Below are 24921 nucleotides of genomic sequence, written 5' to 3'. Positions count from 1 at the left end.
CGATCACTCCCCGGCTGCGCGTGACGCGCCACTGCCCGTGACCGCCTTTTGCAGGGCGGAGATCGCGTCGGCGGTCGGCATGACGTCGGCGTATTTCGCGTTCATGTCCCACAGGTTGGCGGCGTGCGAGGTCGGGCTGCGGTCGTAGACGCATTCCTGCGGGACGATGACCTTGAAGTTGTAGGCGAAGGCGTCGCTGACCGAGGACCGCACGCAGCCGCTTGTGGTGCAGCCGGTCACGAACAGGGTGTCGGCGCCCAGGTCGATCAGGTGGCTGACCAACGGGGTGCCGAAAAACGCGCTCGGATGCTTCTTCGGCAGCAGCACGTCACCCTTCCGGGGCGCGACCTCGGCGACGAACTCGTAGCCCTTGGCGTCGATGGTCATGATCGACGGCACCTTCTCGGCCAGCCGGCCGGAATCGGTGTCGGCGTTTTTCGGCGCCACGTGCGGGTACAGCACCGGCAGGCCAAGCCGCCGGAATTCGGCAAGCAGCGGGGCGATGTGGTCGACGGCGGCCCAGCCGACGTCGCCGCAGGCGGTCGGGTACTCCGTGATGGCGTCCCAGTAGGGCAGGCGCCTAGTGCCGACGGTGCGGTACTGGACGTCGATGATCAGCAGCGCCGGTCGGACGCCGACCCCGCCGGAGCGGCCGAATCCGGCGGCTTCGTAGCGCCGCTCCTCCTCCTCGGTGATGACGCTGCTCCAAGGGCGCATTATGGCCTCCCAACCGATGATTCGACGCCGTAAAATTGTCGACAGTTGACGGAGCGTCCGGCGCGTTGTCAAGATGCCGATGGCGCGCTTCCGCCCTTTCCCGAACGCGGCTGACCGATGGACCGACCCATGCAATTGCCGAAACACGACCGCTACGACTACGTCCCGCTCAGCCGCCGACCCGACTACTCCTGGCCCGACGGCAAGCGCTTGGCAGTGTGCTTCTGCAACAACATCGAGGTGTTCGGTTTCCTGTCCGGGCTTGGCAGCGACAGCACGGTGCTGAACGCGCCGCAGACCACCCGCAACTACGCCTGGCGCGACTACGGCAACCGGGTCGGCCAGTGGTACCTGTTCGACCTGCTCGACGAGATGCAGGTCCCTGCATCGCACAATCTCAATTCGCTGCTGCTGGACGACTGCCCGGAGATCGGCGAGCGGATCCGCCAGCGTGGTGACGAGGCGGTCGGGCACGGCCGCACCAACGCCGAGCGCCAGGACGTGCTGAACGAGGCCGACGAGGCCCGGCTGATCGCGGAGTCCACCGACGGCATCGCCCGTCATATCGGAACGCGGCCCAAGGGCTGGCTCGGGCCGTATCTGGCGCAGACCCCGGTCACGCTCGATCTGCTGAAGGAGGCCGGCTACGACTATGTCATGGACTGGCCGGCCGACGACCAGCCGTTCTGGATGCGCACCCGCTCCGGGCCGCTGCTGTCGGTGCCGTACTCGATCGAACTGAACGATTCCCCGGCCATGGTGTTCCGGCAGCACTCGGCGCGCGAGTTCGAGGACATGATCGTCGACCAGTTCGACGAGATGCTGCTGCAGTCGGCCAAGTGGCCTCTGGTGTTCACCGTGGTGATCCATCCGTTCGTGATCGGCCAGCCGTTCCGGCTGCGCGCCCTGCGCCGGGCGATGGAGCGGATCCTGGCCAAGCGCGACCAGCTGTGGGTCACCACGCCGGGCGAGATCGCCCGCTACTGCGCCGACCTGCCGGCCGGGATCATCCCGGGATCCTGATCCGGCCGGCCCACGGGTCGACGATCCGGGAGACCGCGTCGGCCACCGCCAGCAGCGCCCCGTCGGCGAACCTGAATCCGACCATCTGGACCGCCAGCGGCAGGCCGTTCGGGCCGTCGCCGACCGGGATCGCCACCGTCGGAACGTGCAGCAGGGTCCACAGCGACTGCAGGATCGGGCTGCCGGTGTGGCTGTCGCTCAGGACGTCGGCTTCGCCGGACGCTGCCAGGGTCAGCACCGCGTCGACGTCGCGGTAGTGGCCCTCGAACGCCACCCGGCTGTGGGCCGCATAGTCGAGGGCGGCTTTCAGATCCGCCGGGCTGATGCCGGTGCGGTTCTCGGCGTGGCTGCGCAGGCCGTCGTGCAGGCGGTCGCCGTAGGCGCGGGCGTGTGGCAGGAACGCGGCCCTGCCCTCGCCGCGCATCACGGTTTCCTTGGCATCGTTCAGGTTGCGCAACGAACTCGGCAGTTCACGTACGATTGCCGTGGCGCCGGCGGCTTCGAGCTTCCGCACGGCGGTATCGAGGGCGGCGTGGGCATCGTCCGAGGCAGTGTCAGCATAGGGCGTGCGGCACACCGCGATGCGCAGACCGCGGATCTCCGGAGCGGCTTCGGTCGGCAAGCCGCACACCGCGGCGATCAGGGACAGGTCGGCGACGCTGCGGCCGTACCAGCCGATGGTGTCGAGGGTCGCTGCGTACAGCTTGGCGCCTTCGCGGCTGACGGCCCCCCAGGTCGGTTTCATGGCGTAGACCCCGCAATAGGCGGCCGGGCGGATCACCGATCCGCCGGTCTGGGTTCCCAGGGTCAGCGGGACCTGAAGGTCGGCGACCGCGGCGCCCGAGCCGCTGGACGATCCGCCGGCGGTGCGCGCCGGGTTGTGGGGATTGAAGGTGCGCGGCAGGCGACCGCCGGACGCGAACTCGATGGTGTCGGTCTTGCCAAGCGGGATGCCGCCGGCGGCGCGCAGCAGGGCGACACTTCCCGCGTCGTCGATGGCGATCCGGTCGGCGTGCAGCGGTGAATTGTGGGTTCCGGGCAGTCCGGCGACGTCGATCACGTCCTTCACCCCGAACGGCACGCCATGCAACGGGCCGCGCCGGGTGCCGGCAGCCTGTTCGGCGTCCAGGCGGGCGGCGGCGGCCAGCGCACCGCCGCGGTCGACGTGCAGCCAGGCCCGCACGGCGCCGTCGCGGCTGTCGATCCGCTCCAGGCAGGACTGCACCAATGCGGTGGCGGTGAGCGACCCCTCGGCGATCGCCCGGACGGCTTCGGAGGCGGTCAGGTGTGCGGGCGTCATCCGGTGGTCCTCGTCGACTGTTCGCGATCGGTGGTCGCGTTGAACACCAGCGCCGACTCCAAGGCGTCCGGAAGCGGGTGGGGGAGGCGGGCGATGCTCTCGGCCATGCTGCGCCGCAGCCGTGCCGCCCGGCCGTCACGCGGCGGTGCCGGCGGGGGCGGGGCATAGCGGTCGGGCAACCGGTCCGGTTCGGGGGGACGCCGGTCGCCAAGCCCGACCAGCGGGTCGAGCGCCGCCGCAATGCGGATCAGGACGGCTTCGCCGAACGCCGGCCCCGCCAGTTGGACGTTCATCGGCAGGCCGTCGGGGTCAAGCCCGGTCGGCAGGCACAGCGCCGGCAGCCCGGACAGGCTGAACGGTGCCATGGTGGAATCGCCGGTGAAACGGATGCAGCCCTGTTCGTCGTCGAGGCGCGGCGCCGGCGTGGCGGTGCCTAGGCACAGCAGGGCGTCGCAGCCGGCCATCGTGTCGAGAACGGCTGCGGACAGGGTGCGGCGCCAGCGTAGCGCATCGAGGTAGTCGGCTGCCGTGACCCCGGCGGCGGCTTCCAGCTTGTCGCGCAGGGCGGAACCGATCGGTGCCGAGGGGGCGTCGAGCCAGCGCCGGTGAATGGCGAAGCTCTCGCAGGCGTTGATGATCCGCCCGCAGGCCCGGAAGTCGCGGGCGCCGTGGGGCAGGGCGCGCTCGACGGTCCGTGCGCCCAGCCTTGCGAGGGCGTCGACCGTTCGCGCGAATCCTTCGGCGATGGCCGGGTCGGTGACCGGATCGGAATCATGGGACGGGCGAACCACGGCGACGCTCAGCCCTTCCAGGGTCCGGGCGGTCGCCGTCGAAGCGGTAAAGGTGGTGGCGGCACTGCCGGGGTCGGCCGGATCGAACCCGGCGATCGCCTGCAGCACCAGACCGGCGTCCTCGGCGGTGCGGGCCAGCGGGCCGATGTGATCCTGGGACGGACAGTTCGGCAGCATCCCCGTGCGCGGCACCAGACCATAGGTCGCCTTCAGCCCGACCAGCCCGCAGGCGGCGGCCGGCAGGCGAACCGATCCGCCGGTGTCGGTGCCGAGGGTGAACGGTACCATGCGGGCCGCGACCGCCGCCCCCGCCCCGGTGCTGGAGCCACCGGTGAAGTGGTCGGGGTTCCACGGGTTGCGGGCCGGCGCCATCGGCAGGTCGTCGTACACCGCGCCGGTGCCGGTCCCGAATTCGTAGGTGTTGAGCTTGCCGATCAGGATGGCGCCGGCGTCGCGTAACCTGCGGTGGACCGTGGCTTCGGCGCCATCGCCGATCGGCAACCGCGAGTTGGCACGGGTCGGCATCTCGGTGGTGCGCAGGATGTCCTTCAGACCGTAAGGGATGCCGTGCAGTGGCCCACGGCGGCGCCCGGCCCGGATCTCGGCGTCGGCCTGATCGGCACGGCCCCGGGCACCGGCAAGGTCGAGCACGACCCAGGCGCGCATGACCGGATCCAGCCGTTCAATCCGCTCGAGGCAGGACTCCACCAGCGTTCGTGAGGTCAGCGACCCGGCGGCGATGGCGTGGGCGGCCTCGGCCAGGGACAGGTGGCAAGGATCGGGCAACGGGACCTCCGGAGCACCGCGGCCGAACGGAGCGGTTCCGTGGAGTCAGGTCCGCTCCGGTCATGCTGTCAACAGTTTGCAGGCATCCAGCGTGCGGAACGGTGCGGATCAACGGCTTTCGGTCAGGACGAAATCGGTCTCTACCGTCGAGTAGGGGTTCGACACTCCGAGTTCGGTAGCCTTGGCCGGGTCGTCGTGGTGCACGAAGCTCCGGATCAGGCTCTCCTTCACCCCGAAAACCGCGTCCTCGGCCAGGTAGGGATCATCATCCACGAAGATGTGAGTGGTCACGGTCTCATAGCCGTCGGCCGAGACGATGTAGTGCAGGTGCGCCGGCCGGGTGTTGCCGCGGCCCATGGCGCGCAGCATCTGGCCGACCGGCCCGTCGTCCGGGATGCCGTAGTAGCAGGGCTTGATCGTCCGGTACCAGAAGCGCCCGTCGGGGCCGGTTCTGAACACCCCGCGCAGATTGTGCTCCGGCTGAATGCCGGGCTGCTGGCTGTCGTAGAACCCGTCATGGCTGGTCTGCCACGTATCGACCACGGCGCCGGTGATCGGCTTTCCCTCGGTATCGACGACCTTGCCGGTGACCACCAGCGGCTCGCCCTTGCCGTCGTCGGAGATCGTCGCCCCCATGGGACGGGCCGGTGCGTTCTCGACATGGAACGGGCCGAGCACGGTGTTTTCGGTGGCGCCGGTCGGCCGGCGCGTGTTGATGGCGTCGACCAGCATGGACACGCCCAGCACGTCGGACAGCAGGATGTACTCCTGGCGCCGGTCGTCGCACATCTGGCCGGTGGCGGTCAGGAACCGGATCGCCGCCATCCACTCGTCCTGGGTCGGCTCGACCTCCTTCACCACGGCGTGCAGGTGCCGGATCACCGATCCCATGACCTCGGCCATCCGCGGCGTGCCCGCCCCGGTCATCCGCTCGATCACCGCATCGGCGGAGTTGGCCTCGGTGAAATAGGTGATGTCGATGTCTTTCCGCACCGAATCGGTCATATGCAACCTCCCCGACTTCCAGGTGAACTCGACCGTGCATCCAGTCTTGATACCGGTGCGGAGATGGCTGGTCCACGCCGCGCACCCGGACGCAACCGGCGCCTATTCCGCGGGGCGGTGCAGGGCCGCCGGGGTGACGGCACTGTCAGCGGCGGTTCCGCGGCTTCGGGACAGCAGGGTGTAGGCGGTCGGCACCACGAACAGGGTCAGAACCGTGCCGAAGGTCATGCCGCCGACGATCACCCAGCCGATGGCCTGCCGGCTCTCCGCCCCGGCGCCGTGCGCCAGGGCCAGCGGCACCGCGCCGCCGACCATGGCGCCGGTGGTCATCAGGATCGGCCGCAGCCGCAGCGTCGCCGCTTCAACCACCGCGTCGAGCGCCGACTTGCCTTCGTCCCGCAGGCGGTTGGCGAACTGCACGATCAGGATGCCGTGCTTGGTGATCAGGCCGATCAGCGTGATCAGCCCGATCTGGCTGTAGATGTTGAGGGTTCCGCCGGTGAGGTGCATCGCGCCGAGCGCGCCCGCCATCGACAGCGGCACCGTCAGCATGATGATGAACGGGTCGACGAAACTCTCGAACTGGGCCGACAGCACCAGGTAGATGAAGCCGAGCGCCAGGATGAAGATGAAAACGAGGCTGGCGCCGGTCTGCTTGAACTCGCGGGAGATGCCGCCGTAGTCGTGCCGGGTGCTGGTCGGCAGGATGCGGTCGGCGGTCTCCTCCAGGTAGGTCAGGGCCTCGCCCAGCGTGTAGCCGGGTGCCAGGTTGCCGGTGATCTTGGCGGCGCGCAGCTGGTTGAAGCGGTTCAGTGCCTTCGGCGAGACGGTTTCCTCGACCGACATCAGGTTCGACAGCTGCACCATCCCGCCGTCGTGGCCGCGGACGTAGATGTCCTGCAGGTCGCCGGGGGTACGCCGGTCGCCCGGGGCGACCTGCACGATGACGTCGTACTGTTCGCCGTTGGAATTGAACCGGGTCACCTTGCGGCCGCCCAGCAAGGTTTCCAGCGTGCGTCCGACGGTTAGCACGCCGGCGCCGATGTCGGCGATCCGGTCACGGTCCAGCTCGACCTCGATCTGCGGCTTGTTCAGCTTCAGGTCGCTGTCCAGGTTGATCAGCTTGTCGTTCGCCGACACCGCCTCAAGGAACTGCTTCACGTACAGGTCAAGCTGCTCATAGGGTTCGGCGGTCAGGATCAGGAACTCGATCGGCCTGGCCCGCGGGCTCTGTCCGAACGACCCGGGGTTGTTCACCGAGGCGCGCAAACCGGCGACCTTGCGGATCTTCGGCTGCAGCTGGCCGGCGATGTCCATCTGCGAGCGTTCCCGCGTCTCCCAGTCGTCAAGTTGCGAGAACGAAATGAAGTCGGTCACTTCGGGCGAGCCGGAGATGATGAAGTAGCGGCTGACCTCCGGGACCTTGGTGAGCAAGGTCTCGACCTGAAGTCCGTATCGGCTGGTGAAGTCGATGGTCGAGCCTTCCGGGGCCGAGCCGGCGATGAACAGAACGCCACGGTCCTCGATGGGCGCCAACTCGGACTTCAGCGATGTCAGCAGGAAGTACGAGCCGCCGGCGACCGCGATCACCAAACCGACGATCAACCACCGGACGGTCAGGGTGCCGACCAGCAGGCGTCGGTAGCCGCTGTTGAGGGCGTCGAACCCACGCTCCAGGAACCCGGCAATCGGTCCCGGCTTCTCATGGTCGCGCATCAGCTTGGAGCACATCATCGGGCTCAGGGTGAGGGCGACCATGCCCGACACCAGCACCGCCGCCGCCAGCGTCAGCGCGAACTCCGTGAACAGCTTGCCGGTCCGGCCCGGCGAGAACGCAACCGGCGCGTAGACCGCGGCCAGGGTCAGGGTCATCGCGACCACGGCGCCGGAAATCTCGCCGATGCCGACGATTGCCGCGCGGAACGGCTTCATGCCGTTCTCGATGTGCCGGTGGATGTTCTCCAGCACGACGATCGCGTCGTCGACCACCAGGCCGATCGCCAGCACCATGGCCAGCAGGGTCAGCGTGTTGATGGAGAAACCGAGTGCGTACATGAACGCGCACGCCCCGATCAGCGACACCGGAATGGTGACCAGCGGCACCAGGGTGGCGCGGACGGTGTGCAGGAAGAAGAAGATCACCAGGACGACCAGCACCACCGCCTCGGCGATGGTCATGAACACCGCCTCGATCGATCGGTCGATGAAGATCGACTTGTCGTAGGCGACCTCGGCGTTCATTCCGGCGGGCAGGTCGTGCTGGATGTCGGGCATGGCCTCGCGCAGCGCCACCGAGACGTCGAGCGGGTTGGCGACGGCCTGCTTGACGATGCCCAGGATGACCGCGTTGTCGCCCTTGTAGCGGGTGGTGCGGCGCTCGTCCTCGGGCCCGATCTCGACGCGGGCCAGATCGCCGATCCGCACCGCGAAGCCGGCGGCATCCTTCACCACGATCCGGCGGAACTGCTCCGGCGTCGTCAGGCCGGTGCGCGACAGCACCGTGAACTCGCGGTCCAGGCTCTCGATCCGACCCGACGGCACCTCGACGTTCTGCTGGCGCAACGCGTTCTCGATGTCCTGCACCGTCAGGTCGTAGGCGGCCATCCGGGTGCGGTCGACCCAGATCCGCATGGCGTAGCGCCGTTCGCCGAAGATCCGGACTTCCGCCACGCCGGGCAGGTTCTGCAACCGGTCGCGGATGTAGCGGTCGGCGTAGTCGGAGATCTCGATCGGGCTGTGCCGGTCGCTGGTGAACGCGATGAAGATGATCGACTGGGCGTCGGCCTCGACCTTGGCGATCACCGGTTCGTCGACTTCGTCGGGCAGGCGGCCGCGCACCCGGCTGACCCGGTCGCGCACGTCGCTGGCGGCGACGTCGGAATCGGCGCTGAGCAGGAAGCGCACCGTGATGCGGCTGGTCTCCGGCCGGCTGACCGATTCCAGGATCTCGATGCCCTCGATGCCGGCGATCGACGCCTCCAGGATCTGCGTCACCTGGCTTTCGATGATCTGGGCGCTGGCGCCGGGGTAGTTGGTGGCGACCGAGACCACCGGCTGGTCGATGTTCGGGTATTCGCGGACCGTCAGGCGGAAGAACGAGACGATGCCGATCAGCAGGACCAGCAGACTGACGACGGTCGAGAACACCGGCCGCCGAATGAAGAACTCCAGCGTTCCCATGTCAGGACTTGCCCGCCCCCGGCCCGTTCACGACGTCGACCTGCGCGCCGTCCCGCAATTGCTGGTGGCCGGCGGTCGCGACCACCGCGTCGGCGCTCAAGCCGCTGCGCACCTCGACGAAGCCGGGGAGGCGCTGACCGATGGATACCGGGGTCCGGACGGCCTTGCCGCCGTCGATGCGGTAAACGAACAGCTTGCCGGCATCCTGGAACAGCGCGGCCTCCGGCATGATGACGGCGTTCGGCCGTTGCTCGAGAACGATGCGGATGCGCGCGAACAACCCGGGCAGGAGCTGGCGATCCGGATTGTTGACCCGGGCGCGCAGCCGGACCGCCCGACCGTCGACATCGACGATCGGGTCAACCGCCACGATCTCGCCGACGATGGTCTCGCCCGGACGGGCGTCCACGGTCATCCGCACCGGCAGGCCGACGCGGAGGTTCGGCAGGTACGTCTCCGACACCCGGAAATCGACCTTCAGCGGGTCGATGCTGGCCAGCTCGACGATGCTGTCGCCCGGACTGAGATAGGCGCCGGCGCTGATCGAGCGGAAGCCGACCACCCCGGCAAACGGCGCGACGATCTTGGTCTTGGCGAGCCGGGCCTCGGCCAGCGTCAGGTTGGCGCGCGCGGCGTGGAACGCGGCGGAGGCTTCATCGCGGGATCGTAACGTTCCAGTGCCCTGGCTGGCGAGGGTCGACGCACGCTCGTAGTTGGCGGTCGCCAGATTGACGTCGGATCGCGCCTTGGCAAGTTCGGCGCTCAGGATGTCGGCGTCCAGCTCAATCAGGACGGCACCCGCCTCGACCCTGTCCGCTTCCTGGAAGTTGATGCGGGCGACCCGGCCGGGAATTTCCGGCGAGACCACCACCGACTCGTTTGCCACCAGGGTCCCGAAGGCCCGGATGTCCTCGACGATGGTGTCGAGGGTCACGGCCACGGCTTCCACCGCCACTCGGGCCCGCGCCGGCACCGGCGCGGGGTTGGCGTTTGCCGGAGCAACCGTCGATTGCGACTGCTGGAGCACGAACACGCCACCACCAAGCGCCAGCGCGATTGCCGCGCCCAGGACGACGGACCATCTACGTGTTGCCATTGCCGGCTTGTCTCACGATGTGGGTTCTGAACCTGTGGAACGAGGTCTGAACCGCGAAGATGCTGGATCCGGGAAATAGAACTACGCCTCATCATATCGTAAGGATGATGCTGCGGGAACGATCTACCGTCCGTGATCGTCCATTCATCGAATGCGTTGCAAATGCTATAAGCATTGATTGAAATTGAACCAGCGAGATATCACAGGATCACCGCATGCCGGTACATCGGGCAATCGTAATCGAAGACACCAAAGGCGACCGGGAGTTGATGCTGGAGCTGCTGCTTGCGTCCGGAATCGCGGATGTGACCGGTTACGCAGCGTTCCCGAAGTCGTTCGACAGGCCGATCGAGGATGATTGCCTGGTCGTCCTCGATCTGGTCCTTGGGGCTGGCGTCGACGGTGTCCAGGCGCTGGAGAAGCTGGCAGCCGCGGAGGTTCAGCAGGCTCCGGTGATGATCGTCAGTGGGCAGCTCGCGTCCATGTTGGGAGTGGTCGAGAGCTACGGCCAAGCGCTGGGCCTGAACATTGTGGCGACGATCGAGAAGCCGATACCGCCTGATGCGTTTCAGAAAGTGATGAGCCAGATGACCGGCGACAAGGTCGACTGAGCCGCCGCTGCCGGCGACGTGCCGACCGTCAGGGGCCTACCACCTGATTTCGGCCGTTGGCCTTGGCCTTGTACAAGTTCTCGTCCGCGGCGTTCAGAGCTGTCTCGAGTTCGGTATCCATATCGACGACGGTGCAGGAAGCGCCGAGGCTGATCGTCACGCACTCGGCGGCGGTTGCACCAACGTGCGCGATGCCAAGCTGCGCCACGGCGGCACGCATGCGCTCGGCGATTTCCCGGGCGCCTTCGGCCGGGGTCTCCGGCAGGAGGCACACGAACTCCTCGCCACCGTAGCGGGCCACCAGGTCCGCCGGACGATGCACGGTCGTCCTCAACGCATTGGCGATCTGCTGAAGGCAGGCGTCGCCCTCCTGATGCCCGTAGCGATCGTTATAGTGCTTGAACTGATCGACATCGATCAGGATGACCGACACCGACCGGGCGTGCCGGCGCGCCCGCTGCCATTCGACGGCGGCGTACTCATCGAACCGTCGGCGGTTCGCGATACCGGTCAGGCCGTCCAGATAGGCGAGGTTGGTCAGGTGATCGCGATGGCGCTTCAGTTCCAGATGGGTGCGGACCCGGGCGCGGGTGATCGAGGCGTTGATCGGCTTGGCGACGTAGTCGACGGCGCCGAGGGCGAGCCCGGCTTCCTCGTCGGTCTTCTGGTCGAGGGCGGTGACGAAGATCACCGGGATCTGGGCGGTGATCGGGTTGTCTTTCAGGCGCCGGCACACCTCGTAGCCATCCATCCCGCCCATCACCACGTCCAGCAGGACGATATCCGGCAGTTCGGACTCGGCGGTCGCAATCGCCGACGCGCCGTCGGTGCAGAACAGGATCTCGCCGTCATCCTCCAGAACCGCGGCCAGAAGATCGATGTTGGTCGGCTCGTCGTCGACGATCAGGATCTTCGGCAGGGGGGCGGCGTCAGGCATCGTCGGAGCCTATCTCGATCTGATACAGGGCGGCAATTGCACGCAGCGCCGTGCGCGCGGCAGGGTAGTTCAGCGCCCCCAGATCGGCAGCCAGTTGCTCAAGGTCGCCGGACGCCCGTTCGTCGCACATTGACCGCAGGTCATCCAGTCGCCGCCGGACCGACATGCGGTTGGTGGCCAGCCCGCGGTCCATCTCCCCCATCAGCTCAGCCAACCCGGAGCGATCGATCGCGGGCGCCGGTGCGGCTGGCGGTTGGACCGGCTCCCGGGGTGTCGTGAGTTCGTCCAGTGCCGCGAACAGTGTTGCGTGCGCCCGGGTCAGCGCGGTCAGATCGGGCCGTCCGCCGTCGGATTGCTTCAGCGCGGTTTCCACCGCTCGGGCTTCCGTTGCCAGCTCCTCGCTGCCGATGGTTCCAGCCAGGCCAACGATGGTGTGGGCGAGGCGTTGCGCCTCCGCTCGCTGATCGCGCTCCAGCTGATCGGCGAGGGTCGCCGGAGCGTCGCGATAGGTCGCGGCAAACTGGTGGGCCGCCCGCTGCAGTGCTTTCAACGGCAGGCCGAGGCGCCTGGACGCGGCTGCCAGGTCAAGGGCCGGAGCCGCACCCTGCTGAACCGGTTCTGCGGCAACCTCGGCCGTACGGCCTTCTGGTTTCTGTGGCTGCCGCGTCCCGCCCCCCGTCCAGCGCTCCAGCGTGTCCAGGAGCTTGCGGACGTCGACGGGCTTGGCCACGTGATCGACCATCCCGGCGGCCATGCAGCGCTTGCGCTCGTCGTCGGTGACGTGCGCGGTCATCGCAATGACCGGAATGTGGGCCAGCCGGTCGTCGGCGCGAATCCATCGCGTGGTCTCGTACCCGTCGATTTCCGGCATCTGCAGGTCCATCAGGATGGCGTCCGGTAGCTGGCCGTCGCCGCGCAGCATCGACAGCGCCGTGGTTCCGGTGTCGGCGATCGCAACCGTGACTCCCACATCCTCCAGAATCTCCCGGGCGATCTGCTGGTTGATCTCGTTGTCCTCGACCAGCAGGATCCGAAGACCCTGCAGGGCGGGCCTGGGAGCGGTTTCCCGATCGCGATCCGCGCCGCTGACCGCGTGGGTCTGCGCGCCGGCATCGAGCGCCTCGGCAATGCCGTCAACCAGCATCGAGACGTTCACCGGCTTGACCAGGACCTTGAGTATCCCGACTTCCTGCGCGCGCTTCACGACGTCGGCGCGCGAGTGGGCGGTCACCATCAGGATCGACGGCACGGCGTCCGGCGTCGACAGTTCGTTCAGGCGCTGGGCGGTGGTGATGCCGTCCATGCCCGGCATCTTCCAGTCCACCAGGACAAGGTCGAACGGTTGGCCGCGCAACTGCGCTTCGGCGAAGGTACTGAGGGCGGCAGGACCATCGGCCACAGCCTCCACATTGGTGAAGCGCAGCCCCCTCAGGGTATCGGCCAGCACGGCGCGCGCCACCGCGTTGTCCTCGACAATCAATGCCCGGATGGCGGAGGGATCCACCTGTCGTGCCAACTGGCGCCCTTCGCCGGTTTCACGATAGCCGACGAGGATGCTGAAGCTGAACGTGCTGCCTGAACCGGGGGTGCTCTCGACCGAGATCGTGCCGCCCATCAGTTCGACCAACTGCTTGCAGATCGCCAGACCCAGCCCGGTGCCGCCGAACCGACGGGTGGTGGACCCGTCGGCCTGCGAGAATGCCTTGAACAGCCGGGCCACCTGTTCTTCGGTCATGCCGATCCCGGTATCGGCGACGCTGACCTGCAGCCGCAGTTGGTCGCCGGTTCGCTCGGTCGCGGAAATCCGGACCACGATCTCCCCGGCTTCGGTGAACTTCAGCGCGTTCCCGATCAGGTTGAGCAGCACCTGACCCAGCCGGTGCGGGTCGCCGACCAGGGTTCGCGGCAGGTTTGGATCCGAGGAGAACACCACCTCGACCGATTTCTGTTCCTGCCGGTCGGCGACCAAGGTGGCCACGTCCTGCAGGACATCGTCCAGATCGAACTCGGTGGCTTCGATCGACATCTGGCCGGCCTCGATCTTCGAGAAATCGAGAATGTCGTCGATGATGCGCAACAGCATCAGCGATGATCGGTTGATCTTTTCCAGATAGTCGCGGGCGTGCTCCGGCAGTTCCGATTTCAATGCCAGTCCGCTCAGGCCGATCACTCCGTTCATCGGCGTGCGGATTTCGTGGCTCATGTTGGCCAGAAACTCGGCCTTGGCGCGGGTCGCCTTCTCGGCCTCGACCGTGGCGTTCGCCAAGTTCTCCAAGGTGAACTCGCGTTCGAGCTCCATGCCAAGCCAGCGCGCGATCAACTCGATGAATGCGAGGTCGCCATCGGCAAACGGATGGGAGCGGGCGTCGCGTGCCGAGAAATTGACCGTGCCGTACACCGTGTCGTTCACCTGCACGGGGGCGCCGATGTAGGCGTTCAGCCCGAATTCTCGATAGCATGCCTCGTCTGCAAGCGGGCTGTTGGCTACATCGTGATGCGCCATGGCATGGCCGGCGCCGAGCGTGTGCGAGCAGTATGTGATGTCGAGGTCGAAACGGGCGCCGCGAGGCCGGGCCGACGAGCCTCCGACAGAGTGCTCGACGATGTAGCTTCCGTTTCGGATACAGCTCACCGCACCCTGTTCCATGCCGAAACGCTCAAGGCTGAACCGCAGGATGCGCTCGATCCGCTGGTCGAGACTCAGCTCCACGTCGGTCGACGCCTGCTGGAACTGCTGCAGACTGCGGGCGTTCAGGGCCAGCTCCTTGGCGTGGGCGTTGAACACCTCCAGCGTCTCGCTGAGAGCGACGATCTCGGTCACACGGCTGCCGGTCCGGATCGCACCGCCGGTTTCGCCCCTGGCGACCCGGATCATCGCCTGGGTGATGCGGGTCAGCGGGGCCTGGACGGCCCTGAGAAGAATCCAGGCGATGATGCCACTGGCCGCCAGGGTGACCAGAACGTTGATCACGATTCGCGCCCGCGACAGGTTCGCCACGAAGTTCAGCGCCTCATCGATCCGCTGGGTGCGCGCGCTGGCATCCCGAGCCACCGCGATTTCCAGAGCATGCAGCCCGGACAGTGCCGGGCCGTCGTCGATGCGGACCTGCTGGTCGATGCTCGCCGCGGTGGCGCCGGCCGCAGCCATGCCTGCAATGATGTTGGCGTTGGCATAGTACTGGTCGAGTACGCTCTCGATGGCATTCAGGGCCGATTCTTCGTCCTGCGACGCACCGAGCGCCCGGTACCCGCTGAGATAGCCCCGGGCGCTCTCAATCGACCTGTGGACGTCGGCGACCAGGTGCTTGTCGGACAGCAGCACCAGATCCTTGAAGTCTTCGATCATGCCACCGAAGCCAAGCGCCCGGCGGAGCCGGTAGAGCATCTCGAGCTTGGTGCGCGGAGTGCCATGGCTGCCGCGGCGCTCGGCCACCGCGGCGTCGAGGACGGTCAGCGCGTCGAGGGTCGGCATGGTGTTGAACGCGATGGCGGTTTCGATCACCTCGACCGGTATGTTGTCCGCTCGCATCGTTCGCACGGTGCCGGCGTCGCGTTCGAGTCGAACCAGGGTTTTCTCGATGGTTGTGAGGGCCGCTTGTTCCCGTGCGTCAGGACTGGCGGAGCGATAGCGCTCGATTGCCGCCCGCACGCTGCCGGCCGATTCGCTCAGGTCAGCGAGGTTCGATGCCTCGCCCCGCAGCACATAGTTCTTCAGATTGTGGACCACCCCGCCGTAGCCGAGGTGATTGCCCAGGTCGACCAGGGCGATCGCCCGCCGGGAACTGGCGTCGCGGTAGCCCTGCCACTCCTCCTGGCTGTTCGCGACCAGATCGGCGATCAGCTTCGCGCCGCTGATCACAACGATGGCGTTGACCGCGATCAAGGCGATCAAGCCGGCGGTCAATGCGCGAAGCGATACGGTCACCGCCGGTTCTCCCGGTTGATCAGGCGGTCAGGTGACCCGGCCTCAAATCCTTGTTCGCCGCAACCGACACAGCGGATCATGCCGAGCACGACGGTCGCGCAATCGGTGGAATTCTGGAACACACGGTCATTGGCCATCCGGGGCCTGTCCGGCATCCACTGCGTCCCGCCACTGTCTGGCCTGGTCCTGCGCCGCCGCCTGGGTTTGGCCCACCAGCGCCGGCAAGCGGTCCAGGGCCGCCCGGCACCGTTCGATGTCTGAGTTCTGGGCCATCTGTTCCATCTCGGCGGCGACCTGCATGAGAGCCGGCGCGCCGAAGTTCAGGCACAGCCCTTTCAGGGAATGGGTCTCACGCGCCAGATTTTGCGCATCCTCTCCGGCCGCCGCCGCCTCGATCTTGGCTTGGTACTCCACGATCGTTCCGGCGAAGTCGTCGAGCATGTCGGCCAGGCGCGGCCCCGGCAGGACGGCGCGCAGCGTTTCCAGGCGGCCAAGGTCGAGTATCGGGCCCGACCGGGGGTCGGATGCCTCCGGTGGCGAGGCGGCCGGTTCAGCGTCTATCGGACCGTCGGCCTTGGTCTCTGCCGACCAGCGCTGGATGGCTTTGTCGAGAGCGCCGAGATCGACCGGTTTCGGCAGGTAGTCGTCCAGCCCGCTGGCGATCAGCGACTCCCGTGCGCCGTCCATGGCGTGGGCGGTCATGGCGATGATCGGCGGGGTGCGCTTGCCGAGCCTGGCGCGGATTCGCTGCGCGGCCTCGACACCACCCATCTCCGGCATCTCGATGTCCATCAGGATCAGGTCGAAGCGCTCCCTCAGCGCGGCGTTCACGGCTTCGACCCCGGTCGCCGCCAGAACCACCGAGTGCCCGAGGCGGCTCAGCGTCATCTCCATCAGCATCTGGTTGATCGAATTGTCTTCGGCGACCAGCAGGTGGCGGCCGACCGCCGGCTCCAAGGGTTCCAGCGTGGGATCGAGGGTCTTGATCGGCTCGCCTGCCTGACGGCGATGTGGCTCGGCAGCGGCGGTCAGGCTGGTCATCAGGTCCAGAGGACGCACCGGCTTGTCGAGGACGCGGTCGAAATCGGTGGCCGCCTCGCTCCGGTCGCCGAAGTGGACGTCGTCTGAACTGGCGAGCACCAGTCGGGTCGCCGCGATCTCCGGGTCGCTGCGGATCCGGCGGCCGAGTTCGACTCCGGTCATGCGGGGCATGCGGTGATCGAGCAGGACGATATCGAAGGGCCGGCCGTCCCGTCGGGCAACGCGCAGGATTTCTTCGGTCTCTTCGGGATCGGTGGTGGTGTGGACCTCGACCCCCCAGATTCCCAGCTGGCGTTCAAAGATCTCGAGGTTCAGCGGCGTGTCGTCGACCACCAGGCAACGAAGCCCGCGCAGCTGTTCGAGATCGGCAGCGGACTCGGCGGGGCTCTCAGCGATCGTGAGCGGGATGGTCACGCTGAAGGTGCTGCCGGTTCCCTCAATGGAGGTCACCGAGATGGTGCCGTCCAGCAGGCGGGTCAGGCGTTCGCAGATTGCCAGTCCCAGGCCGGTTCCACCGAAGCGACGGGAAACGCTGGAATCCGCCTGGGTGAACTCCTGGAACAGCAGGGGCAGGATGTCGGCGGGGATTCCGATGCCGGTGTCGATCACGTCGAACCGAACCTCGTTGCCGTCTGCCGGCTCCAGGCGAATGACGACGGAACCGGCTTCGGTGAACTTGACCGCGTTGCCCGCCAGATTGATCAGGATCTGACGCAGCCTTCCCGGATCGCCCAGCCGTGCAAGGGTCATCCGGGTATCGATGAAGCTGATGATATCCAGGCCCTTGGCCTCGGCCTGGGGGCTCAACAGCTCGGCGACGCTGGAGATCACGTCGGCCAGATCGAATTCGACCTCCTCGAGGTCAAGCCGGCCCGATTCGAGCTTCGAGAAGTCGAGGATGTCGTTGAGGATCATCAGCAGATTGTCGGCCGACTGCTTGGCCAGCGTGATCATCGAGCGCTGCTCGGCGCTGAGCTCCGACCGCAGGACCAGCCCGATCATGCCGAGGACCCCGTTCATCGGCGTGCGGATCTCGTGGCTCATCATCGCCAGGAACCGGGACTTCGCCTCGCTCGCCGCCTCGGCCTCCTCCTTGGCCCGGCGCAGTTCGTCGAGCGTTTCCTGGCGGCTTACCTCAATGCCGATCCAGTGCGCGATCCGTTCAGCAAGGTCGCGTTGCCGCTCGCTGAGCTCGACTGTTTCGGAGGTGCTCCCCAGGCTCAGCAGCCCGGCCGTGCGGCTGTCGACGGTGACGGGCACATGCAGCGGCTGATTGATCGGCAGCACGGTGGTGTCGTCCTGCCCATCGGGCTCGGTGCGCACGATGTAGCCGACGGAAATGCCGTTTCGTGCTCCGCCGCTGGCGGCGATGATCTGGTACCGTCCATCGCCGAGCGTCTTCAGGATCACACCGATGTCGAGGCCGGTCATCTCCAGGGCCAGGTCCATCGCCTTGGCCAATCGCTCGGCCGGGTCCAGGGCGTCGTCGCTGCCGATTTCCTGGAGGCGCTGAAGGGTCTCGGACACCTGCTTCTGCCAGGTGATGTCGACCCGGAACCCGACGATCTCGCCGTTTGGCGTCCGTCGCTCCCATATCCGGGCCCACCGTCCGTTCGGGAGCCGCTGCTCGATCGGACCTTCCGGATTCTGGTGCCGCTCCACGCGGTCGCGGATCCATGCCTCCGGCCCGTCGGGATGCGACAGTGCCTGTGGGTACTGACCCTGCTCGACGCCGTACCGGATGCCATCCTCGTAGAGGGTGCCCAGCTTGATCAGCGCTCCGCTCTCCTTGTACATCTCGACGTAGGTCTGGTTGAACAACGCCAGCCGGTCGTCGGTATCGAACAGCGCGAAACCGTCCGGCAGGGCCTCGATCGCGCCGATCAGCCGGTTGCGGGCCTCCTCTTCCCGGTGTTGCGCGGTCGTGCGCGACTGCACCGCCTCTTCGAGCTGCCGTTGCTTCTGCTCCAGGATCGCTTGGGTTTCCGATATCTCGGTGATGTCGGTCAGGGTCACCACCAGGCGATCCGTCGCCCGGCAGGCGCTCAATTGAAACACGGAGGGAATGCCCTCGGGACGGTAGTCGACGACGAACCGCTCCGCACTGCCGCCGGCCCAGATCCGACAGTAGCGTGGGAAGGTCGTTCGCCGGGTTCGCGGATACCGCTCGACCATGCCCGTTCCGATCAGTTCGGTGGGCGTGGAACCTAGAATTCCAGCGGCTTGCTGGTTGATGGCGAGTACCGTGAAGTCTTCGATCTCCCCGTCGGCACCGTAGGCCGGCCGCATCAGGATGATGCCTTCGAGGCTGCTGTCCATGAGCGCGTCGAAGACGTCGGACTTGTTGTCGAGCGGCGCGTTGTAGCAGACGATGAGCGGCTGCCCCGCGGCGTCCACCACCGGCAATATCAGCCGCTCCCAGGACAGCACCGCCTTGGCATGGTCGGCCTGATGCAGGGTGTAGATCGGGCGCCGCGTGGACAGACAGACCGCGTACTTGTCCCGAAAGAACTGTCCGATCTCGCTGTTGAAGTCCCGTGTCGACTGGCTGGTCATGTCGAACCCGGAGCGCCGGGCGATGGCGGCGCCATAGTACCGGTAGCGGAACTCGCCGTCGTCCTCCGGGACCAATACCATCAGATTGTCCCGCATCAGCGGTCGACGCTCGGGCGTGAAGGCGTCCAAGGCAGGGGCGCTTCCGCCTCGGCTCAGGCTCGACCAGTCGGCATACAGATCTCTGATGGTCCGGTTCTCGACCAGCAGGTCGATACCCTCAGTGATCTCGGTGTGCACAATCATCTGCCGCCCTTGCGCCCTCGCAGTCCGGGTGCGGCCGGCGGTGCGCCTCTTTACCGCCTCCGAACCAATGCCCATCGCCCCAGCGTCGCCAGCCTGATGCTGCAGTCTAGCGATCCAACGCGATCAATCCATACGTCTAGTGGAAACAACGAGCCGGGGCGATGGCGCGGCTCGGCGCTGGCGCGGAATCCGCGAACCGGCCATGCTCCGTGCGATGACCTTCGAATCCACATCTCTCGATCCCGATTCCGGAGCGGCACCGCGAACCGTTGCCGCCCGGACCCTGGCGGCGATCCGCTGGGTGGCACTAGCCGGGCAGGTCGTGACCCTGCTCGTCGTGCATGTCGGGCTGGGCTTCCCGTTGCCGCTGGCGTTGGCGCTGGCCATCGTCGCCGCGTCGGCGGTCCTCAATCTGACCCTGATTCGCCGACGTCCGGGCCGCGACCGCTTGAACGAGCGCGAAGCTGCGTTCTACCTGGGCTTCGACATCCTCCAGCTGGCAGCCCTGCTGTTCGTGACCGGCGGGCTGGGCAACCCGTTCGCCCTGCTGCTGCTGGCTCCGGTCACGGTATCGGCGACCATCCTGACCCGTCGCTCGACCATCAACCTGTGCCTGGCAGCGTTGCTCTGCGCGTCGGTACTGGCTTTCGCCCATCTGCCGCTGCCATGGGCGGCCCAGGATTTCCGGTTGCCGGCGATCTACACCGCCGGACTGTGGGCGGCACTGGTGGTGGCGCTGGTGTTCAACGCGGCCTATGCGTGGTGGGTGGCGGAGGAGGCGCGCCGGATCTCGGCGGCGCTGTCGGCCACCCAGGCCGCGCTTGCGCGCCAGCAGCGCCTGGCGGCGGTCGGCGCGTTGGCGGCGGCGGCGGCCCATGAATTGGGCAGTCCGCTGAGCACCATCGCCGTGGTGGCGCGCGAACTGGTGCGCGATCTTCCGCCCGACAGCGACGTCGCGGAGGATGCCCGATTGCTGCTGTCGGAAAGCCAGCGATGCCGGGACATCCTGGCGAGTCTCGCGCGGCGGTCCGAACCCGATACGCACTCGTCGTTCGCGGAAGTGCCGTTCGATACGCTGGTGGAACAAGCTGCCGAACCGCACCAGCGCGACGGCATCGCCGTGATCATTGAGGCCCACGGGCCGGATGGCGCGCCGATCACGGCGCGGCCGCCGACGGTCCGCCCGACTCCGGAACTGCTCCACGGCTTGGGATCGATCGTGCAGAACGCGGTGCAGTTCGCCACGGCCACGGTGGAAGTGACGGTATCCTGGGACGACACCGGCGCGCTGTCCGTCGAAGTCGAGGATGATGGCCCGGGTTTTGCGGCGTCGGTGCTGTCGCGGTTGGGCGAGCCCTACGTGTCGACCCGCACCGGGCGGGACGGCCATATGGGCCTGGGCGTGTTCATTGCCCGCACGCTTCTGGAGCGGACGGGCGCGGAGGTCGGCTTTGCCAACAGGAGCGATGGCGGAGCACGGGTCGACGTACGCTGGTTGGGCGGTATCCGGCTTGAAACACCGCGGTGACCGGCCGGTATTCCGCGTGGCGCATCGAAAGACTTGATCCGAGTCGGCAATCAGGACATTTGATAGAGCGATGTCTACGGCTGATCAAACTCCCGTCCCACCGCCGATCGTGGTCCCCGCGGGTGTCGACCCGACCCTGCTGATCGTCGACGACGACGGTCCGCTGCGGAATCGCCTGTTGCGCGCGATGGAGCGGCGGGGATTCGTGGTGACGGCGGTCGAGAGCGTGCGGGAAGGTCTGGCGGCCGCCCGGGCGCATCCGCCGGCCTACGCCATCATCGACCTGCGGCTGGCCGACGGCAGCGGCCTCGACGTGGTCGCTTCCCTGCGTGAGGCGCGACCGGATGCCCGGATCGTAATGCTGACCGGCTATGGCAACATCGCGACCGCGGTTGCCGCGGTGAAGGCCGGGGCGATCGATTACCTGCCGAAACCGGCCGATGCGGACGCCATTACCGCCGCTTTGCTGGACCATGCCGATGCCCTGCCGCCGCCGCCGGAGAATCCGATGTCGGCCGACCGGGTGCGCTGGGAGCACATCCAGCGGGTGTACGAGCAGTGCGATCGAAACGTGTCGGAAACCGCGCGCCGGCTGCGGATGCACCGCCGGACGCTGCAGCGTATCCTGGCCAAGCACGCACCGCGCGGGTAGCCGGCAGGCGTTCCCGCCGGGTCATGCAGACACTGCTATGGACTCAGATCCGCGACTCGCTGGTCAGCAGCTTGTCGATGTAGCGGCCCTGGTACATCGTGATGCCCAGCGACTGGCCGAAGCGGACCGCCTCGTCGGAATCGCAGCGCGCCAGGATGATGCGCGCCCGGCCGCACCGGTCGATGTGCTCTTTCAGCTCCGACGTCCGGTTGCCCGACAGATCGTCGGCCATGTCCGGAGACCAGATCAGCTTGACCAGATCGAGACCGAGACGTTCCCGGTCGATGAACTGCAGGGTCAGGTGGTTCAGCCCGTCCAGGCAGATCCGGTAGCCGCGTTCGCGCATGAAGTCGCGGGCGAACATGTAGGCGCCCATGTCGCCGAATATGTCGATCTTCTGCAGTTCGATGACCACGGTGCCCCGTGCGATCGCCTTCAGCGAGGAGTCGAAGTTCAGAAACGGCGGTGACAGGATCGTGCCGACGTTGAGGTTGATGCTGAACGAACTGGCGATCGAACTGTCGTCGTTGCGGACCAGCATCGACAGCATCCGGCTGTCCAGGGTCTGGGTGAGGTGCTGGAACAGCCACAGGTTCGAGGCCAGGTCGAATTCCGGCAACACCGACTGCTGCAGGTCCGCGATCGAGATGTACAGCTCGCGGAACACCGGCTGCGGAGCGGTGCTGCCCGGAGTGATGGCGCAGATCGCCTGCCGGCGCATCAGGTTCGACAGGTCGGCCCGGCGCAGGAAATTCTCCAGCTTGCCAAGCTGCTCGGGATCCAGCGCCTTGCGCGATCCCTTGGCCTTCTGCGCACCCTGGTCGCTGGCTACCGCGAGCCGCGCCTTGCGTTCACGCTCGCGGTGCATGGACTTGACGACGTCCAGCAACTCGTCGAACTGGCTTTCCACATTGTACCAGGTGCAGAAGCGGGCGAGATCCTCTTCTTCGTCGCCCTGGCTCAGCGGGTCTTCGCTGAACAGGTAGCGGACCTTCATGATCGCGGCGTCGATGTCCTCGATCGCCGCGTCCTTGCAGATGAAGAACAGGTCGGAGTTCGACAACACGAAGATCTGGCCTTCGTAGTTGTTGACCATCCCTTCGAAGGTGGCCGCCGCAATCCGGATATGGTGATCCTGGCGGTTTTGCGGCCGCAGACGCGACAGGTGCACGTGCACAGCCATCCGCCCTGCGAGATTGCGCCCGAGACGCTGCAGGTAGTCGAGCAGGAGATACTCCTGACTCGGGCCCCGCGACCTGTTCTGAACCTGACTGACCGCCATGAAACTCCCGTCCGTCGAAGCGATGGTGTCGGCGTGACGGCGCTCCCCACCCGCGCCGTATGCACGCTAGCACCGCCTAGTGTCCGCGTAAACGAGCGGCACGAGGCTAGCCAATTAGCTTCAAATCGAGATAAACTCCAGGAAATTCAATGACAGGGCTGTCCAGTCTGGCGTTCTTACATCAACTACTGAGAAATAATAGCTTCTCTTCAATAATTTAGTGGGATATATTAATGTTTGAACTGAGTTGAACGGACAGCGACCACGCTCATGGCATGTCCCATCCCGGCCCGGGCGCGGTTTTCGCGGCGCGTTCCGACCCCAAAGATTCCTCATCTCCTGATGATGGTTGTCGGCGTGGCATCGTGCCTGTGGGCCGCCGGCCCGGCGTCGGCGCAGTCCGACGAGGCCGAAGCGGCTTCGGTCGAGCGCCGGATGCGGCTGGACTACGAGAGCTACGGATTGTCGCTCGACCCGGTCGATCGCAGCGGCCGATCGACCGGGACATCGCCGGTGTATGCCTTCACCCGCCTGGAGGTCGAGGGTGGCTACGACAGCAACGTCCGCCGTACCGCGACGGGTACCACCGCCAGCGCCTTTGCGGTTACGCGCCCCGGTGTCTCGGTGCAGTGGGACGGCGAGACCCACCGCTCGGCGGTGACCGGACAGGCAGCGGTCGGCCGCTACGGCGCGTCCAGCGGCGACAACTACGAGGATCTCGAACTTGGCTTGCTGAGCCGGATCGAGGTCGATGACGATGTGGGCCTGGTTCTGTCCGGCGACGTCGGCCGGTTTCACATCGACCGGGGATCCGACCTTGACCTTGGTCCGACCTTCGGGGTCCAGACCTATCGGACCTACTCGGCCGGTGCCGAACTCAGCTCGGTCATGCTCCCCGATACCCCGATGACCGGGACGTTGCGGTCGACATGGTACCGGTTCGACGATGTGGCCGGCGTCGATCGCAGCGCGCTCGACCGCTGGATCGGAGTCGGCAGCGCCAAGGTCGGCTTTGCGCGCCTCGGCGAGGTGTCGTTCTTCGTCCAGCCTGCCGTGCAGCGTGTCGACTATGTGGACAACACGGCCGGAAACCCCGATTCGACCCGCCTAGACCTCGCGCTGGGCGCGTTCTATGCGGGGGGCGACGTCACGCAGATCTCCGGCTTCGTCGGAGCGTCGCGCCGGACATTCGATCAATCCGGCATCGATCCCGAATTGTCCGCCCTCGTCGGTATGGACGCGCTGTGGAACGCGACGGACCTGATGACGGTGACCGCCGATCTGTCGTTGTCGAACGAAGACTCCGAACTGTCGGCGGCCAGCAGCGTGACCACGACCAAGCTGGGGTTGGGCGTTGACTACGAGGTGCTGGACAACCTGATCTTCGGTACGAAGGTTCGATGGACCAGCCAACGCTACCAGGGATCGGTAGCCGATGAGCGGTTGGTGGAGACCGGAGTCGATGTCCGCTACCTGCTGAACGAGTATGCATACCTGGGTGCGGGGCTTTCGTGGGAGGATCAGGCATCGGACGATCCGAACGAAGAGTATCGGGCAACGGTGGCTTCGCTGCGGTTCGGTCTGAAGCTGTGCTGTTTGATCGATCATTCGATGGAGGGCCGGGATGGCCGTTGGTTGAGGAAGGGAGTGGTGGGTGATGTGTTTCGCTGACCTCCGTCGCCGGACTGCCTTGACCCGGTTGAGGTCCATCGGGCTTGCCGCTGTCCTTCTGGCGGCGGTGGCCGGCTGCGCCGGGACACCGCCGCCGCCCGAGCCGACGCCGTCGCTGGAGAGCTACGTGATCGGCGCCGGGGATCGGGTCAAGGTGACGGTACTCGAGCAGGAGAACATGACCATCGAGACCGACGTGGCGGACGACGGCACGATCGAGATGCCCCTGGTCGGCTCGTTGCGGGTGGCCGGGCGGACGGCCTCGGAAGCGCGCGCGGCGCTGACCGAGCGGCTGGCCCGCGACTACATCAAGGACCCGAAGGTCAACTTCGACGTGGCGAAGTACCGGCCGTTCTATGTGCTCGGCCAGGTCAACCGGCCGGGCAGCTATCCGTTCGAACCGGAGGTTGATATCCGAAAGGCGGTCGCCATCGCCGGAGGGTTCACCCGCCGCGCCGATACCGGGGCGGCCTATCTGGTGCGCGATATCGCCGGACGCAGCGACCGCCGGCTCGTCGGCCTCGGAACCCGGCTCTATCCGGGTGACGTGATCGAAGTCGACCGTCGGGTATTCTAG

The 24921-nt window shown here is 66.8% G+C and carries 16 protein-coding genes; 6 read left to right on the top strand and 10 right to left on the bottom strand.

What is annotated here, in order from left to right; all coding sequences use genetic code 11:
* Positions 1-3 precede the first annotated feature (3 nt).
* The gene (locus RIC54_RS03805; protein WP_350098212.1) at positions 4-717 is read right to left on the bottom strand and encodes an isochorismatase family protein; all 714 of its coding nucleotides are present in this window, start codon (positions 715-717) and stop codon (positions 4-6) included.
* 129 nt (positions 718-846) lie between these two features.
* Between RIC54_RS03805 and RIC54_RS03800 the strand changes: the two genes are divergently transcribed.
* Positions 847-1740: a polysaccharide deacetylase family protein gene (locus tag RIC54_RS03800; RefSeq protein WP_350098211.1), complete on the top strand. Its 894-nt coding sequence runs from the start codon at positions 847-849 to the stop codon at positions 1738-1740.
* Here RIC54_RS03800 and RIC54_RS03795 read toward each other — a convergent pair.
* From RIC54_RS03795 to RIC54_RS03775, 5 genes are all read right to left on the bottom strand, one after another.
* Positions 1724-3040 carry an amidase gene (locus RIC54_RS03795; protein ID WP_350098210.1) on the bottom strand — a complete coding sequence of 439 codons (1317 nt, stop codon included), beginning with the start codon at positions 3038-3040 and terminating at the stop codon, positions 1724-1726. The two genes, RIC54_RS03800 and RIC54_RS03795, sit on opposite strands and share 17 nt — an antisense overlap.
* Positions 3037-4617 carry an amidase gene (locus RIC54_RS03790; RefSeq protein WP_350098209.1) on the bottom strand — a complete coding sequence of 527 codons (1581 nt, stop codon included), beginning with the start codon at positions 4615-4617 and terminating at the stop codon, positions 3037-3039. Before RIC54_RS03790 ends, RIC54_RS03795 begins: the two co-directional genes overlap by 4 nt.
* Positions 4618-4725: 108 nt before the next feature.
* Complete coding sequence (locus RIC54_RS03785; RefSeq protein WP_350098208.1) at positions 4726-5622, bottom strand: intradiol ring-cleavage dioxygenase; 897 nt, start codon at positions 5620-5622, stop codon at positions 4726-4728.
* Between the two features lie 102 nt (positions 5623-5724).
* Complete coding sequence (locus tag RIC54_RS03780) at positions 5725-8802, bottom strand: efflux RND transporter permease subunit (protein WP_350098207.1); 3078 nt, start codon at positions 8800-8802, stop codon at positions 5725-5727.
* A 1-nt stretch (position 8803) separates the two neighbouring features.
* Positions 8804-9898, bottom strand: coding sequence for an efflux RND transporter periplasmic adaptor subunit (locus RIC54_RS03775; RefSeq protein ID WP_350098206.1), 1095 nt, complete (start codon positions 9896-9898; stop codon positions 8804-8806).
* A gap of 215 nt (positions 9899-10113) precedes the next feature.
* On the opposite strand from RIC54_RS03775, the gene RIC54_RS03770 reads away from it, so the two are divergent.
* On the top strand, positions 10114-10509 hold the full coding sequence (locus tag RIC54_RS03770) for a response regulator (protein ID WP_350098205.1): 396 nt from the start codon (positions 10114-10116) through the stop codon (positions 10507-10509).
* Between the two features lie 28 nt (positions 10510-10537).
* Here RIC54_RS03770 and RIC54_RS03765 read toward each other — a convergent pair whose 3' ends face one another.
* The 3 genes from RIC54_RS03765 to RIC54_RS03755 form a co-directional block, all read right to left on the bottom strand.
* Positions 10538-11446, bottom strand: coding sequence for a diguanylate cyclase domain-containing protein (locus tag RIC54_RS03765; RefSeq protein WP_350098204.1), 909 nt, complete (start codon positions 11444-11446; stop codon positions 10538-10540).
* Positions 11439-15371, bottom strand: coding sequence for a hybrid sensor histidine kinase/response regulator (locus RIC54_RS03760; RefSeq protein ID WP_350150557.1), 3933 nt, complete (start codon positions 15369-15371; stop codon positions 11439-11441). The genes RIC54_RS03765 and RIC54_RS03760 overlap by 8 nt, the downstream gene beginning before the upstream one ends.
* A gap of 126 nt (positions 15372-15497) precedes the next feature.
* Positions 15498-19211 carry a response regulator gene (locus RIC54_RS03755; RefSeq protein WP_350098202.1) on the bottom strand — a complete coding sequence of 1238 codons (3714 nt, stop codon included), beginning with the start codon at positions 19209-19211 and terminating at the stop codon, positions 15498-15500.
* A 202-nt stretch (positions 19212-19413) separates the two neighbouring features.
* Here RIC54_RS03755 and RIC54_RS03750 point away from each other — a divergent pair, with 202 nt between their 5' ends.
* Both RIC54_RS03750 and RIC54_RS03745 read left to right on the top strand, forming a co-directional pair.
* Positions 19414-20739, top strand: a complete 1326-nt coding sequence (locus tag RIC54_RS03750) for an ActS/PrrB/RegB family redox-sensitive histidine kinase (RefSeq protein ID WP_350098201.1) — start codon at positions 19414-19416, stop codon at positions 20737-20739.
* Positions 20740-20809: 70 nt separating this feature from the next.
* Positions 20810-21391, top strand: coding sequence for an ActR/PrrA/RegA family redox response regulator transcription factor (locus tag RIC54_RS03745; RefSeq protein WP_350098200.1), 582 nt, complete (start codon positions 20810-20812; stop codon positions 21389-21391).
* 43 nt (positions 21392-21434) lie between these two features.
* On the opposite strand, the gene RIC54_RS03740 is transcribed toward RIC54_RS03745, so the two are convergent.
* Positions 21435-22673 carry a hypothetical protein gene (locus RIC54_RS03740; protein WP_350098199.1) on the bottom strand — a complete coding sequence of 413 codons (1239 nt, stop codon included), beginning with the start codon at positions 22671-22673 and terminating at the stop codon, positions 21435-21437.
* Between the two features lie 342 nt (positions 22674-23015).
* On the opposite strand from RIC54_RS03740, the gene RIC54_RS03735 reads away from it, so the two are divergent.
* The gene (locus RIC54_RS03735) at positions 23016-24344 is read left to right on the top strand and encodes an outer membrane beta-barrel protein (protein ID WP_350150554.1); all 1329 of its coding nucleotides are present in this window, start codon (positions 23016-23018) and stop codon (positions 24342-24344) included.
* Positions 24331-24921, top strand: coding sequence for a polysaccharide biosynthesis/export family protein (locus tag RIC54_RS03730; protein ID WP_350098197.1), 591 nt, complete (start codon positions 24331-24333; stop codon positions 24919-24921). The genes RIC54_RS03735 and RIC54_RS03730 overlap by 14 nt, the downstream gene beginning before the upstream one ends.

Origin of the sequence: Thalassobaculum sp., from assembly GCF_040219215.1 — a bacterium.
In the GTDB taxonomy this organism is placed as follows: Bacteria; Pseudomonadota; Alphaproteobacteria; order Thalassobaculales; family Thalassobaculaceae; genus Thalassobaculum_A.
This window is presented reverse-complemented; position numbering and strand designations above follow the sequence as displayed.